The following is a 15,912-nucleotide window of genomic DNA, read 5'->3' on the forward strand; positions in this document are numbered from 1 at the left end:
AATTCCACTCTGTATTCTTGCAAATACCTTTCTTTTTTAAAATATTCAAAACCAACAACAAAACATATTATTAAATAATATACGAAAAATCACCAAGGATTTTTGTGTATTTTTAATTTATATTTTTATTATAGCAATAAATACATAAATAATAAATAGATTTTTTCTATAACTAATATCGAACACATTAAATTTGACTGTTTTTCGACACATTTTTTTGTTTTCTATTTGTATTTTAATAATCATCAATTTATATACTCAGTTTTATCAATCAATTTACGGTTTTTGTTTGTTGTTTTTACTCAAAAAATATTTTGTTCAAATTTTGAACATATGTCAATGTATCGACACTTTTTGGTTAGTTTTTCTAACTTTTTCTTGCTATTTTTTTTCTATTTTTGTTTATTTTTCTTTCTTAACTAAATTAAGTTTATTTTTTTTTGTATTAACTAATATTTATATAATTTTTTCACAAATTCACTTAAATTTTTAATTTATTTTCATTTTTCTTTTTTTGAATCATATTTCGCTGAAAACATTTACACATTTTGTTGTTTTTTAACAATAATTTCCACAAAAAGTATCTTGCAGCTATTATAAAATCACTTTATAACTATTACAAACAACCATAATAACTACCACAAGCAACCATAATAACTACCACAAACAATCATAATAACTACTACAAGCGATCATAATAGCTCTTACAAGCAATTATATGCTTTTAAAAGAACTTTCCATCACTAATCGCAAATGTAGTTATTATCATATGTTCAAAAATCTCACATTAGTTATTCTATATTATATGCATCTATTTTATAGTACAGAGTGGTTCTAGGAATATTAAGTATTTTGGCAGCCTTACTCTTATTTCCCTTTGAAATTTCTAGGGCTTCTATAATCTTATTAACCTCCAAGCGTTTAATTGCTTCGTTCAGATCCATCGGATAAATCTCCATCTGCTTATTTTTACTTACAGAATCAAGAATGTAATTCGGAATATCGTCAATATCAAGAGTCTTTTTTGATGTCAATACAACCATATTTTCCACCGTACTCTTTAATTCTCTAATATTACCCTTCCACTCGTGACGCTCTAGAACTTTGAAAGCATCCTTGCTAATTTTCAAAAAAGGTTTATTGTTCTCTTTACATTGCTTTTCGAGAAAATAGTAAATTAATAAACCTATATCTTCCTTTCTTTCTCTCAAAGGAGGTAGATTTATTTCTACTACATCTAAATTATAGTACAAATCCTCTCTGAATGCTTCTTCTTCAACCATTTGAGCAAGATCTTTATTCGTGGCGGATATTATTCTTACATTAATATTTATTTCTTCTGTTCCGCCTATCCTTCTGATTTTTTTCTCTCTCATTGTTCTCAAAAGCTTAACCTGCAAATTTAACGGTAACTCACTAATTTCATCCAAAAATACCGTACCTCCATTTGCCAATTCAAATATTCCACTTTTACCTGCCTTTGCCCCACCACGAATTGCTCCTGGTGCAATACCAAAAAACTCACTTTCAAACAGTTCAGGAGGAATGGCGCCACAATTAACGGGAACAAATGTCCCTTTTCGCTCACTGTACTTATGAATTGCCCTAGCAAATACTTCTTTTCCAGTACCGCCTTCACCTGTAATCAATATCGAGCTATTTGTCTTGGCAACTTGCTTGGCAATACTTTTCGCTTTCACAATTGCCCTATTCTTGCCTAGTATCTTGTCAAAATTATTCATTGACAGGGATTTTACTTCATTTTCTAAGAATTTTATCTTTTCTCTCGTAGCCTCTAGCTCTTTTGATAATTCACTGGCATCTATTATGTCCACCTCTGTGCATATAACTCCAACAAATTCGTTTTCGTAATAAACTGGATTTGCATACACATATCCATATAGCTCTTGCTCCTCAAAGTCATGCTTTTGGCTATAATATACATCACTCATAGCAACCTTTGTATTCAACACTCTCTCGGATATTGTATCCTCTAAAAAGTCGCTCATCTTTCTTCCCAACATTTCTGAAGCAGGAATATTATATCTCTCCTCCATAAAGGAATTCCATAAAATAACCACTCCATTTACATCAATCATGGAAATACCCTCATTTATTTGTTGAGTAATATTCAGTAACGATTTAAATTTATCCATCAAAATATCGTGATTTTTGTCTATTTCTTCATTTATTACCAATGGCAAATCAAACAATCCTATCCTCACCTTTCGCCAATAATATATTTATTACATTATATCAAAATATATATAAAATTGGTACTCGGGTATTTTTATGTCGAACAAATTTACTCGTATTTTGGTATAATTATCTAATTAAATCCAGTATAAAAATGCAAAATCACACATAAATAAACTGGATTTTTATTATTAATATTTTAACTTTTCCATTTTTACTTTAATTTTTCTCTATGTAATGCTATAATATGCCTATCAGCAAACAAAAAATGCTTTTTTGAAAATATAAAATATACAACAAACAAAACATATATACAACAACATACTGTATTATTAATTTAAAAATTTCAAAAAAATATTTTTAGGAGGGCATGACTATGTCAAATTTTATTCATCTATTATTAAAGCAAAATATTGGTGCAAAGAATACTCCAGTTGTTAAGGTTGGAGACGAAGTAAAAAGAGGGCAGTTAGTTGCCGATTTTGAAGGTCTTGGAGCATATTTGCACGCAAGTGTAGATGGTAAAGTTACTGAAATCACAGAAGATGAAATAGTAATTGAAGCAAATGAAGTTCAATCTGAAGATTATGTGAAGATTGAAAAGGGAGCAACAATAGCTGAAACTGTTAAAAATGCAGGTATAGTTGGTCTTGGTGGTGCAGGATTCCCTACTCATGTTAAGCTAGGAACTGATTTAGGTGGAACTGGATATGTACTATGTAATGCTGCGGAATGTGAGCCTATACTTTCTCATAATATGGAGCAATTACTTGCTGAGCCTGAAAAGCTTTTAAGAGGTATGAAGCTATGTATGGAAGCATGTAATGCTGCACATGGTGTTTTCGCACTAAAGGAAGTACATGAAAAAGAAATATTGGCAATGCAAAAAGTTGTAGAGGCTGATGGAGACAAGAGAATTACTGTTAAGGCAATGCCTGACCTTTATCCAATGGGAGAAGAAAGAGCTGTAGTAAGAGAATGTCTTGGTATAGTTCTTGAAACAGATAAGTTGCCTTCTGCTGCAAATGCTGTTGTAATAAATTCAGAAACTATGTGTGCAATAGCTGATGCTGTTGATGAATTAAAACCGCTAATCGAAAAGAATTTGACTGTTGCAGGTTACTTAAATACTGCAAATCAAATCGAAGTTTTCAGAAATGTTCCAATAGGTACAAGAGTTGGAGATTTGATAGATAGAGCTGGCGGATTGTTCAAATATGACAATTACGGTGAAATAATAATGGGTGGACCTTTCACAGGAAAGAGCACTTCTCTTGATGCACCAATAGTTAAAGCTACTGGTGGTATATTGGTTACAAAACCATATCCAAAGGATACTAGAAAAATGGGTATTCTAGTATGTGCATGTGGTGGTAACGAAGATAGATTAAGAGAAATCGCTGGTTACATGGGTGCCGAAGTTGTAGGAGTTCAGAAATGTAAGCAAGCTATTGAAGGAAAAGGCGGAGTTTTGAAATGTGAAAATCCAGGACATTGTCCAGGACAGGCTGAAAAAATGCTTAACCTTAAGAAAGCTGGTGCTCAGACAGTTATTATTTCTAACTGTACTGACTGTACAAATACTGTAATGGGAGTTGCTCCAAAGATGAACATTCCAGTATACCATGAAACAGATAATATACTAGAAACAATGCATATTGAAAAAATCAGATTCTTAAAAGACGGTCAGAAAAAATAATTTATAAAAATAATTAATATTGGCTAGATATTTATATAGTAAAGTGACCCTAGCGATTGGTTAAACCATCGCAAGGGTCACTTTTTATAGCCATATTATAGATATCTTTTTATGATTGGTATCAATTTATAAAATATTTTTGCGTACACTTCTATTAATATAGTATCCTCTTATTCTCTACTCTTTTAGTAATTTTCTTCTTATCAAAGCTTTCTAATATAAACATACTAATCTTTCTACTGGAATTCATCATATCTCTAAATTCACCAAGGCTAATTTCGCCATTTTTATTAATATAATCAATCAATTTTTCCTTGGCTTTCTCATACAGCTCTGTAGCAATAATATTTTCATCATCCAAAAGTTCAATCTCAGCACCTATCATGGAGTCAAGCACACTTTTTTTCTTCTTGTCATTTTTACAAATATCTTCAATTGTAGATATATCTTCGTATCCATTTTTATTTAATTCCAATAAAATCTGATTTTTAATTGAAATTTCCTCTTCATTCAGCTCAACCTTGAAATCAAACAGAGAAACTGTATTATCAATTATCTTTATTTCACCATCAGACTGTACCAGATCCAAAAATGAATCAATATCCTTAATTTTAAAGCTTGATTCTACCTTTGTTCCTGCCTCTTGTTTTGGCATACCTAGTCTAAGATTATTTTCCTCATGATATTTTTTCAAAATTCTTAAAAGCTTATTTTTAAGTAATCTGTAGTATTCCTCATGAACTATTTTTCCGTTAATATCTATGGTCTTATTTTCTGAACTCAATTCATCTAGCAAATTCTCAATTCTCTCTTTGTCAACTCCAACATATGCCATCATATCTTGAATTTTGGGAAATTTATAAGAATTGTTTTTCAAATATATATCTAAAACAAGCTTTTCATCTCCAGATTCCTTAATTCTCAAATCTTCCAATATTTTTTTTATATCTTTGTTAATGCTATGCTTTACATTAGATACATCCACAATAACACCACCACCAATTGTATCCATTGGCGAATAAGTCCTTATAACGAACGGATCCATCTTTTTACAGACAATCTTTTCTTCAAGTCTCAATTGAACGAAGCCTTCATCTCCAGCCTTCATATTTTCAATTTCCAATGGGACAGCCCTACACAAAATTTCTTTTGTTCCATGATAAAGCTTTAATCTATCCCAGTTTTCAAGCTTGCATCCTTCGTGATTCAATAATTTAATCTTCACATCGAGCATCATTGATTCCAACATTGAATCAGATGCAGCGAGAATATCTCCTCTTTCAATGTCGTTTACTTTTACATTAGAAAGATTAATCGCTGTTCTCTGGCCAGCATAAGCCACGTCGACATTTTCACTGTGGACTTGTATATTTCTTACCACTACCTTTTTATGACTTGGATAAATTTCAAGCTCATCATTAACCTTTATTATACCTTCAATAATTGTCCCAGTCACAACTGTTCCAAATCCTTTTATCGAAAATACCCTATCGATATTCAGACGAGGTGGAAGTATTGTATTCTTTTCTTCAACTTCTTCACTCATTTCATCAAGCTTTGCAATTAATTCAGGAATACCCCTTTTTGAAAGAGAATCTACTCTCAGCACCTCTACTCCATCAAGAAAAGTTCCTTTTAGCCCCTCCTTTATGTCGTCTTCAGCCAGCTCCAGCATCTCATCGTCAACCATATCACATTTTGTCATGACTACAAGACCTTTTTTTATTTTTAGGTAGGAAAGAATATCAATATGTTCTATCGTCTGCGGCATCATTCCCTCATCTGCTGCGACTACCAAAACCACCATATCCAATCCAGAGGCGCCTGCCAACATATTTTTTATGAATTTTTCATGTCCTGGAACGTCGACTATTCCAACTCTTTTTCCACTCGGAAGATCAAAATACGTGAATCCAAGATTGATCGATATTCCTCTTTTCTTTTCCTCTTCCAACGTATCTGTTTCTCTTCCAGTCAATGCCATGATTAAACTGGTCTTACCATGATCTATATGACCAGCAGTACCAACAACAATATGCTTCATATATCCCCCTATTTTTCTAGTAATATATTTTCAATTTCTTTTGCTATATCTTCAAATTGAGATTCAAAAATAGTTCTGCAGTCCAAAACATATTTTTCGTCATAAACCCTTGCGATAATATGAGATTTTGACAGCCTCAGTGCCTCTTCAAACTTATTCAAACTCATATCTTTAGTTTTTATGACCACTGCAAAAGAATCCAATTCTTCGGTAGGCATAGATCCACCACCAACCTGACCAACACATCTTTCAATACATAATTCAAGTCGTTCAGATAATCCACCGTCAGAGTTTTCAAGCCTTGATTTAATTTGACTATATAGCTTTTTTGCTTTTTCTTCGATCTCGTCCATTGTATATGTCAGCATTCTCAATGTAGGTATTTCCTTTACGGCTCTTTCTTCATCAAGATAAAGTCTCAGTGTGGCCTCTAATGCTGCAATTGTCATTTTATCAACTCTCAATGCTCTTGTAAGTTGATTTTTCTTCATTTTTTCAATGTATTTTTTCTTACCGACAATAATACCTGCCTGAGGACCTCCCAGCATTTTGTCACCACTAAAACTTACGATATCTACGCCCTTTTTTAATGAATCATTTACTGTTGGCTCGTAAGTCATACCATACTTTGACAAATCTACAAAAACTCCGCTTCCCAGATCTTCAACAACAGGAATATCATATTTATCGCCCAATTCTCTCATTTCCTCTAACGACACACTTTCAGAAAAACCAACTATTCTATAGTTGCTCGTATGCACCTTCATCAATACCTTTGTATTTTCATTTATTGCATCCTCATAGTCGGAGTAATGCGTTTTGTTTGTAGCTCCAACCTCTATCAATGTTGAACCACTAAGTGCCATAATACTCGGTATTCTAAATGCTCCACCAACTTCAACCAGCTCGCCTCTTGAAACGATTGCTTCTCCACCTTTTGCAAGCGTACTTAACACCAATAATACCGCAGCAGCATTGTTATTAACAACCAACACATCCTCTGCACCGGTAATCTTTTTTATCATATCCGTTAAATGCGAGTATCTCGAACCTCTTGCCCCTTTCTCAATATCGTATTCAAGATTTGAGTATCTGGAGGCCGCATCCCACAATTCATCCTTTATCGATTCACTCAACAATGATCTCCCTAAATTTGTATGGACAACTATACCTGTCGCATTTATCACTTTCTTCAGTGAAAGCTCAAACGACTTATCAGAAAGGAATATGGCTCTATTGACCACATCTTCATTACTCAGTTCAAAATTCTCAACATCTCTTTCGTCAAGTGAAATAATTTTTTTTCTATAATACTCAATCGCTTCTCTAACAGAGTCAACCACAGTATTTCTAGGTATTCTTGCAAATACTTCTTCAATTTCATTCTCGTTTAATATCTCGTCGACTGAAGGCAATTTTGCAAATAAACTTCTCTTATTGTTTGTTTTAGTTTCGCTCATTACTTATTCTCCAATGTTTAATTTTCTATAATTTAATAGACTATTACAAATTTATCTTCTTTTTCTACTACCTCTCCCACTATTTCTGCACAAATAGATCCGTTTTCTAGCATATCTTTGCACATATCTTTTGCATACTCAGCAGGCAATGATACTAGCAATCCACCAGACGTTTGAGGATCGTGTAAAATATCTGAAAGAGCCTCCTCTATATTTTCTGATATGATTACATCATCCTGTACATATCCCATATTCTTGTAAGCACCCTCTGGAATAATTCCCATTCTTGCAAAATCTAAGGCCTGATCCATGATTGGAATAGCCTTTGAATCCAGTCTTATTGTTACATTTGATGCCTTCGCAACCTCTAGCGTATGCCCCAGCATTCCAAATCCCGTAATATCCGTAGCCGCATTTACTGGAAACTTTTTAAAGCTCATTGCCGCATACTTGTTGAGATGCGACATCACAGTAGTCACATAATCAGCAGTCTTATTATCCACCAAGCCGGGCTTCATGGCCGTATTCATAATACCTGCACCCAAAGGTTTTGTCAATATCAGTTTATCTCCAACCCTCGAAGTAGAATTGGCAAGCACCTTGTCTGGATGAACAACGCCCGATACCGATAGCCCATATTTTGGCTCCTTGTCATCGACTGTGTGTCCACCAACCAATAAGCATCCACTTTCGTTTACCTTATCAGCTCCGCCCCTAAGTATTTCGCCTAAAACTTCCATATCATGGCAGGATGGAAAGCAGACTATATTCATCGCAACAGTTGGCTCACCACCCATTGCATACACATCTGACAACGCATTTGCTGCTGCAATTTGACCAAACATATATGGATCATCTACCATCGGTGTAAAAAAATCCAGAGTCTGTATCAGTGCAATATCATCTGTCAGCTTGTATATTGCCGCATCATCAGCAGTATCTAATCCAACTATTAGGTTTTTCATTTTATCACTAGTATTTTTTGGTAATTTCGAAAGAACTGAAGCCAGCTCTTCTGGTCCTATCTTAGCAGCTCAGCCACCAGCACTTGTCATATCTGTCAATTTCAATATCTCTTTTGCCATTTTTTCTCCTTTATCACTTCAACTATCTAATTATTATTTCTATAAGATCTGAATTAACTAGAAAGGGGACAATATCAATTGACAATATCCCCTCAAAATTCAACTATTAATAAACTATACTTGCTTTCCAACGCCTTTTTCTACAGCCTTTTTATAGATTAATTCTCCTGTCACCAAATCTTGAACACTGATTCCTACAGACTTGAAAACTATTATTTCATCATCATTTTCTCTTCCGATTAGCTTTCCATTTATAAAATCCCCAATATCTCCTGTAAACCTGTCTTCGGAAATTGTTCCGTTTTTTAAAGGTGTAATAAAGCACCCTGCCTCCGACAAAACTGCATCCTTTGAATCAAAATATATTTTGTCAGCTTTCAATAAAGTCTTTTCATCTATCTCATGCATGGCTGGTGTATATGAACCAATTCCACTTATCAAAGATCCCTTTTTAATTAAATCTCCATTTATTACAGGAACTTGTGAAGTGGTAGCCAGGACAATTATATCCGCATTATCCAAAGCACTTTCCTTGTCGTTAGCAGCAACTATTTTTATCAAATCTGTTCCATATTTTTCAACCATTTTGTCTACAAACTTAACTCTATTATTCTTATTTCTACTATATACCCTGATTTCTTCAATCGTATCACAGGCTGCCAAAATCGCATCAAACTGTGATTCTGCCTGTCCTCCTGTTCCAAATAAGCAAGCTATTCTTGAGCCTTTTCTAGCAAAAAGACTTATTGCAGCACCTGTCGAAGCACCAGTTCTCAGTTCTGTGACATAGGTTCCGTCCAATATCACCTTCAATAGACCAGTTTTATCATCGACTAGCATTACTGTCCCAGAAATAGAAGGAAGTCCATGCTTATCATTATTTGGAAACACTGAGACTACCTTTAAACCAGCAACACCCAAATCTCCAACATATCCAGGCATAAATAAAACATTACCCTTCTCCGATTTGGATTCAAAGTTCGTCCTCAAAGGCGACTCACCCTTCCCATCGCTAAAAATAGAATAAGCAATCTTGTCAGCCTCAATTGCATCCTTCATATTAAAAACATTTTTTATATCGTCTCTATCTAAGAAAAGCATACTATATCCTCCCAATAATAAATCGTAGTAATTACTTTAATTATACCATATCGATAAAAACAATCCAATTATTTTAAAATTCTAATTTACTCCTATATATTCTTTCATATTTTCAAATTTTTTATCTCCAATTCCGCTTACCTTCTTTATATCCTCAATTTTCTCAAATTTACCCGACTTTTCCCTATAGTCTATTATTTTTTGAGAAGTCGCCGGTCCAACTCCCGGTATTTTTTCTAGCTCATCTTTAGAGGCAATATTTATGTTTATCTTTGAATTATTCGCAGTATCATTATTTTTCTGTGAAGAACCTACAGAGTTGCTTTCATTTGTCCCACCAGTAATTTCTGATACAGCTACCTGATGATTATTTTCTTGCTGACCTACAATCGGAATAATATAGTGTTGTCCATCTTCTAATATCATCGCCAAGTTAATCCTATTATAATCTGCATCCTTCGATAACCCACCCAATTTCTTCACTGCATCGTCTAATCTGCTGCCTGTTTTTAAGGTTATTACACCTGGACTCGAAATAGCCCCAGTAATATAAACCGTAATATTTTTGTCTAATGCTCCACTGCTATCCTCTTCTTTAACAATATTGTTCTGAGAATTGTCGCTTTGATTTTCGATTCTCAAAGCTTCATCTCTTCCTTCACTAGATGAATTGACTCCATTACCTTCAATCAAATATCTTTTTCCAAAAGTCGAATTTAACTGTGGAAAAACTATCCTTATCATCACTATTGCCAATATTAGACCAGTCAGTACAACTTTCTTCACACCTATTTCTACAATCTTATCTTTAATCATTTTTTTGTATCTTTCCATAGCCACACCACACCTCTTTTTTGTATTATTAATATTATAGTCACAAAGAAATGATTTTTAATTATTCTTGTGGAATTTTTTTCAAACTTTATGGTATACTAGAAGGTAGTACTGTATTGAACTAATACTTGAATTATTTTTCGAAAATATAGTACGAAATTAAACGATTTATTATTTTTCTTGGAAAGGAGCAGATATCAACTTATCTGATTATTTATATGAAAAAAATAGCTTCAAAATTGATTGTGCTGGTATCAACGATAACGTTATTTTCGACGTCTACGATTTTATCTTTTGCCGAGATCAAAGAATTTGACAATCTAAAAGCAAAATACATGGTCTTGATGGATTATGATTCCGGAAAAATTTTATACGAAAAAAATGCTGAAAGTAAAATCTATCCTGCATCTACAACAAAAATATGGACTGCATTTTGTGTTATAGAGAAGGCAAAAGACCTAAATGAGCAAATAGAAATAAAGGATATGCCAGAGGTAGACGGCTCAAGCATGTATCTTGAAAACGGAGAAAAATTCACTGTAAATGAACTGCTTGAATCATTGTTAATACACTCGTCTAATGATGTCGCCTATGTCTTGGCAAAGCATTTTGGTGGCGGAAATCCTCAAAAATTTATAGATTTTATGAATGAGGAAGCAAAGAAGTACGGAGCAAAAAAGACTCATTTCAACAACCCTCATGGATTGCCAGACGAAAACCACTACACAACTGCGAAAGATATGACAATTTTATCAAGAGTTGCCTATGGAGATAACCTGATAAAAAGCATTGTAGCAAAGAAAAGTGTAAAATTCAAAGTAAGCAATACTTGTAAGGTAGAGCGAACACTGATAAATAGTAATAAATTTTTGACATCAACAGACTCTATGGACTATAAGGGAAAACAAACACCTATAAAATATGAGGTTGTCGATGGAATAAAGACAGGCTATACTGACGATGCTGGTAATTGTCTGGTTTCAACTGGTGAAAAAGACGGAATAAGAATGATATCATCAGTATTTTTCGCCCCATCTGGAAATTTATATCACGATTCTAGAGCATTATTGGATTATGGGTTCGACAACTTCAAAACGGTCACAATTTTTGATAAAAAGGATTTAGTCGGTGAAAAAAACATCAAATTTGCTTCGCCTAACAAGGTTAAGTTTTCCCCTGCCAATAGCTTTAGTGTTACACAGGATATAAATGAAAAAATAAATACAGGCGACTACACAAAAAAGTTTAATTTTGATAAGCTTGATTTGCCTGTTAAAAAAGGTGATGTAATAGGAACAATGAATATTTACCAAAAAACAAATATGGTTTCCAGCATTGCCTTGATCGCTGAAAATGATGTTAATTCATATTGGGATATCATCAAATCAAAAATACCTTTCCTAAATGATGAAAACAAAAATTCTAGTAAGGACAGCTCAGATTCTACAAATAATACCTCAGCTTCAGATTCATCATCAAATGATAAATCCTCAGAATCTGATTCAAACAAATCAAATACTGATAATAAAAATGAAGCTGGCGTTGTAAACAAAGTAGTCAACAGCGGAAAAAAAGTAAAATCTGAAATAGAAAATTCAGCACATGGTATTTGGGGAATGTTTAAAGAAATAAAGGGATTCTTCACAAACACATTCGGAGGTGGCTTTTCTACATTTGAAAAGAGCTCTTTTTATAAGTTTTTGGACGATGAAATATCATCTAAGATAAAGATAGTTCCTTCAAAATATGTAATTATTGGTGTTCCTGTAATTGTAATTCTTCTATTCTTGATATTAATAATTGGAATATTAAAAGATGCGATACTTGGAAGACTTAGCTCAAGAAAAGCTAAAAACGACATCGAGACAAGTAAATTAGATGATAGCGATACTAATTCCTCCGATAATAATTCTAATTCAACAAAACCTGAAGATATCAACTCTAGAAAAGAATAAAATAAACTTATTAGCAATTAATATAAAAAATAATGACAAAACAAAAGTGGTAGCATATTGTATTATTACAAATTTTGCTACCACTTTTTTGGTTAAACTACCTTAACCAAATTTTTATGTTAATTGTTCTTGCATCTTTTACAATTTTCACAATTACCCAAACAAACATTTATTTCGTTGAGACATTCCGAAAAAGCCACCTTACTGCTATTCTTGTGTCTAAAAATTGGAATATTCATCTTTTTCGCTTGGTTTTCAACAATTTTTGTCAGCTTGTGTGAAACTGTCGAAGTCATTATAATAATAGCATCGGGACTTCCGATTGAATTTTTCACTTGACTAGACATAGTAGTATATATCTTTGGTTTAAATCCCATGTTCTTTGCCATTTTATAGTAATCTTTTTCCATTCTTTCGTGTCCACCGATAACTAATAGACCCATAATCATTCCCCCTTAAAACACTTGCAAATTATCTCCCAAGTCTCAAATAGTGATTATCTCACCCGAGACCATTTTTTCTAAAATAACAAGGATGATAATGATTATCATCCTTGTTAATATAATAAAATATTTCATCCAATTTGTCAATATCTAATTGAGAATAATTTTTATTTATTTTTATTGTTTTTTTATTTATTATTCTATTACTTATTTTTTCTTATTATCTTCACAGCTTCCATACAAGCAACCGAAGCCAATGCCAACCCAAATGAAGTCAATAAATTTGTAGTAGAAAATTCTGCTGGTATCATAAATATAGGTCTAACTGGTGGAAGCAATACCACTCCAAGCAGCGTCAAGCAAACAACCACTGCCATCAATACATACTTGTTAGTGAAAAAACCAATGCCAAAAGAAGTATTATAATCAGATCTACAGGCAAATGTTTGAAAAGTTCTAGATAACAGCAATGTTGTAAACGCCATAGCCACACCCATCTCTGGAGATGATTTCATACCTAAAAACTGTGCAAGAATTGCGGCAATACCCACGAATACACCTCTGGAAAGTATCGCCTGTAAAGTTCCTCCACCCAAAAGTCCTTCATTTTTATCTCTTGGTGGTCTGTTCATTACTCCCTTTTCAGCACCCTCCATACCCAATGCTATTGCAGGCAATGAGTCATTGACCATATTAATAAATATCAACTGTAGGGCTGTATAAGGATTTGACCAATCGGCGAATACCGCAAACAATATAGATATTATTGCACCCAAATTTCCTGAGAACAAATATGTAATTGATTTCTTGATATTGCTGTATACAGTTCTACCAACTTCAACTGCATCCACAATACTTGCGAAGTTATCGTCAACCAAGACCATTGCAGATGCATCCTTTGCAACCTCAGTACCACTTCCCATAGCAATACCAATATCAGCATTTTTCAATGCTGGTGCGTCATTTACTCCATCCCCCGTCATTGCAGTTACCTTATTTTTCTTTTGCCATGCACCTACAATTCTAATCTTGTTTTGTGGAGAAACTCTCGCATACACGCTTATTTTTTCAAGATTTTTATCTAATTCTTCATCAGTCAAATCATCCAATTCTTGACCTGTGTAGGATAAGTCGCCATCTTCAAATATTCCAATTTCTTTACCGATTGCCACTGCAGTAGTTTTATGGTCTCCTGTTATCATTATCGGCTTTATTCCAGCACTTTTGGCTTTCGAAACTGCATATATAACTTCTTTTCTCGGTGGATCTATCATAGCAATCAGTCCGATAAATACGAAATTATCTTCAAAATCGACATCTAATATTTCATCGTTGAATTCCTTATATCCAAAAGCCAACACTCTAAGCGCATTTTTTGAGTACTCTTCATTCTGATTTTTTATAGCTTCCAATATTTCAGAACTCATGTCGACAACATTTTCACCCATCAATACTTTTACGCTTCTAGATAAGACAATATCTGGAGCACCTTTGGTAAACATAATATTTTTTCCATTAATTTTATGAGCTGTTGACATTAGTTTTCTATCAGAATCAAAAGGTATCTCTTGAGTTCTAGCAAAGGTATCTCTCACTCTATTAGTTATATAACCCATTTTATCTGAAAATACTGTCAGCGCAACCTCTGTTGGATCACCAATTTCTAGCCCCTCCTCGCTAACAGTCGAATCATTACATAGTGCAGATGCATAATTTAACATCATTTCAGAATTTAATTTATCAAAGCTTATATCCTCAAGAACCGGTTTATCCTCGACGTCTCTAGAAATAAGGCTGCTTCCATCGTATGTAAAATATTTTACTGCTGTCATTTTGTTCATCGTAAGAGTTCCTGTTTTATCAGTACATATAACTGATGTGGAACCCAATGTTTCAACAGCTGGCAGCTTCCTAATTATAGAGTTCTTCTTCGACATAGTTTTTGTTCCAACAGACAGCACGATTGTAACAATTGAAGATAGCGCCTCTGGAATTGCAGCGACTGCAATTGCAACAGCAAACATAAACGAATTTAATACTACTGCCTTTATGTCTTGACCAGTTGGATGAGTCAATGCTCTAAATACCTGTATCGCAAATATCAACAAAGAAATCACTACTATTGCGACTCCAAGCTTTTTTGAAAAACTTTCAATATTTGATTGCAATGGTGTTTGTTTCACATCTGTATTTTCAAGAAGGTCAGCAATTTTACCGATTTCTGTATCCATACCAATTTCCGTACATACGTACTTAGCTCTTCCGTTTACAACCATTGATGTTGAATACACCATATTGACCCTATCACCAACGGTACAATCTTCATCAAGCTTGTGAATAGATTTTTCAGTTGGTTCAGATTCACCTGTCAGCATACCCTCGACTATCTTTAAAGATTCAGCCTCTAATAACCTACCATCAGATGGAACATAGTCACCTGCTTCAAGCAACACAATATCACCAGGTACAATTTCTTTTGAAGAAATCGTCATCTTTTCACCATCTCTTATTACCTTTGCACTAGGTACAGACATCTGCTTAAGGCTGTTGATAGATGATTCCGCTTTTTTAGTCTGAATAGTTCCCAAAACAGCATTTAATATAAGCACCAAGAAAATAATAAGCGATTCCATCACAGAGCCTGTTATTATTTGTATAACAGCAGCTACAATCAAGATTATTACCATCGGGTCCTTGAAGCTTTCCAGAAATATCTTCCATGTAGGGTCTGATTCTTTTTCTCTCAATTCGTTTTTACCGAATTTTTCTTGCCTTTTTTTAACTTCATCACTTGACAGTCCAGAAACATTTGAGTCAAATATTTCTACAACTGAATCTGAATCCATCAAATAATACTTTTTGTCTTTAATAGAATTCATTTTTGCTTTCTTCCTCCAAAAATTTAAAATAATAATAAAAAAACCTCGATAACACGACATTCAAAATAAACCCACATCAAGGCTTATTCTGAAGGTCTTGCTATCAAGGCTATCCTTGTCCATTAACCGAGCTTTCGCTGTACTGACGACTAACAGATATACAATAATTGTATAGTGCTACTCCCCTTCATCACTTGATAAGTATACCACCAAAAA

10 protein-coding genes are annotated in these 15,912 nt (G+C 33.7%); 2 read left to right on the forward strand and 8 right to left on the reverse strand.

Annotated features, from left to right (window positions below):
- Positions 1-791: 791 nt before the first annotated feature.
- Positions 792-2,213 carry a sigma 54-interacting transcriptional regulator gene (locus tag FYJ71_RS09515; RefSeq protein WP_235899120.1) on the reverse strand — a complete coding sequence of 474 codons (1,422 nt, stop codon included), beginning with the start codon at positions 2,211-2,213 and terminating at the stop codon, positions 792-794.
- 359 nt (positions 2,214-2,572) lie between these two features.
- On the opposite strand from FYJ71_RS09515, the gene prdC reads away from it, so the two are divergent.
- On the forward strand, positions 2,573-3,895 hold the full coding sequence (gene prdC, locus FYJ71_RS09520; protein WP_154538632.1) for a proline reductase-associated electron transfer protein PrdC: 1,323 nt from the start codon (positions 2,573-2,575) through the stop codon (positions 3,893-3,895).
- Between the two features lie 154 nt (positions 3,896-4,049).
- Here the strand turns inward: prdC and selB are convergent, their stop codons facing one another.
- From selB to FYJ71_RS09545, 5 genes are all read right to left on the reverse strand, one after another.
- Complete coding sequence (selB, locus tag FYJ71_RS09525; protein ID WP_154538633.1) at positions 4,050-5,939, reverse strand: selenocysteine-specific translation elongation factor; 1,890 nt, start codon at positions 5,937-5,939, stop codon at positions 4,050-4,052.
- An 8-nt stretch (positions 5,940-5,947) separates the two neighbouring features.
- On the reverse strand, positions 5,948-7,399 hold the full coding sequence (selA, locus tag FYJ71_RS09530; RefSeq protein WP_154538634.1) for an L-seryl-tRNA(Sec) selenium transferase: 1,452 nt from the start codon (positions 7,397-7,399) through the stop codon (positions 5,948-5,950).
- A gap of 32 nt (positions 7,400-7,431) precedes the next feature.
- Positions 7,432-8,484 carry a selenide, water dikinase SelD gene (gene selD, locus FYJ71_RS09535; protein ID WP_154538635.1) on the reverse strand — a complete coding sequence of 351 codons (1,053 nt, stop codon included), beginning with the start codon at positions 8,482-8,484 and terminating at the stop codon, positions 7,432-7,434.
- Between the two features lie 114 nt (positions 8,485-8,598).
- Positions 8,599-9,585 carry an ornithine cyclodeaminase family protein gene (locus FYJ71_RS09540; protein ID WP_154538636.1) on the reverse strand — a complete coding sequence of 329 codons (987 nt, stop codon included), beginning with the start codon at positions 9,583-9,585 and terminating at the stop codon, positions 8,599-8,601.
- A gap of 81 nt (positions 9,586-9,666) precedes the next feature.
- On the reverse strand, positions 9,667-10,419 hold the full coding sequence (locus FYJ71_RS09545) for a helix-hairpin-helix domain-containing protein (RefSeq protein ID WP_154538637.1): 753 nt from the start codon (positions 10,417-10,419) through the stop codon (positions 9,667-9,669).
- Between the two features lie 218 nt (positions 10,420-10,637).
- Between FYJ71_RS09545 and FYJ71_RS09550 the strand changes: the two genes are divergently transcribed.
- Positions 10,638-12,374, forward strand: coding sequence for a D-alanyl-D-alanine carboxypeptidase family protein (locus FYJ71_RS09550; RefSeq protein WP_154538638.1), 1,737 nt, complete (start codon positions 10,638-10,640; stop codon positions 12,372-12,374).
- Positions 12,375-12,493: 119 nt separating this feature from the next.
- Here the strand turns inward: FYJ71_RS09550 and FYJ71_RS09555 are convergent, their stop codons facing one another.
- The gene (locus FYJ71_RS09555; protein WP_091993737.1) at positions 12,494-12,817 is read right to left on the reverse strand and encodes a DUF2325 domain-containing protein; all 324 of its coding nucleotides are present in this window, start codon (positions 12,815-12,817) and stop codon (positions 12,494-12,496) included.
- Between the two features lie 203 nt (positions 12,818-13,020).
- The gene (locus FYJ71_RS09560; protein WP_154538639.1) at positions 13,021-15,696 is read right to left on the reverse strand and encodes a cation-translocating P-type ATPase; all 2,676 of its coding nucleotides are present in this window, start codon (positions 15,694-15,696) and stop codon (positions 13,021-13,023) included.
- Between the last annotated feature and the right edge of the window lie 216 nt (positions 15,697-15,912).

The sequence above is a fragment of the Peptostreptococcus porci genome (assembly GCF_009695815.1).
GTDB classification, from domain to species: Bacteria; Bacillota; Clostridia; order Peptostreptococcales; family Peptostreptococcaceae; genus Peptostreptococcus; species Peptostreptococcus porci.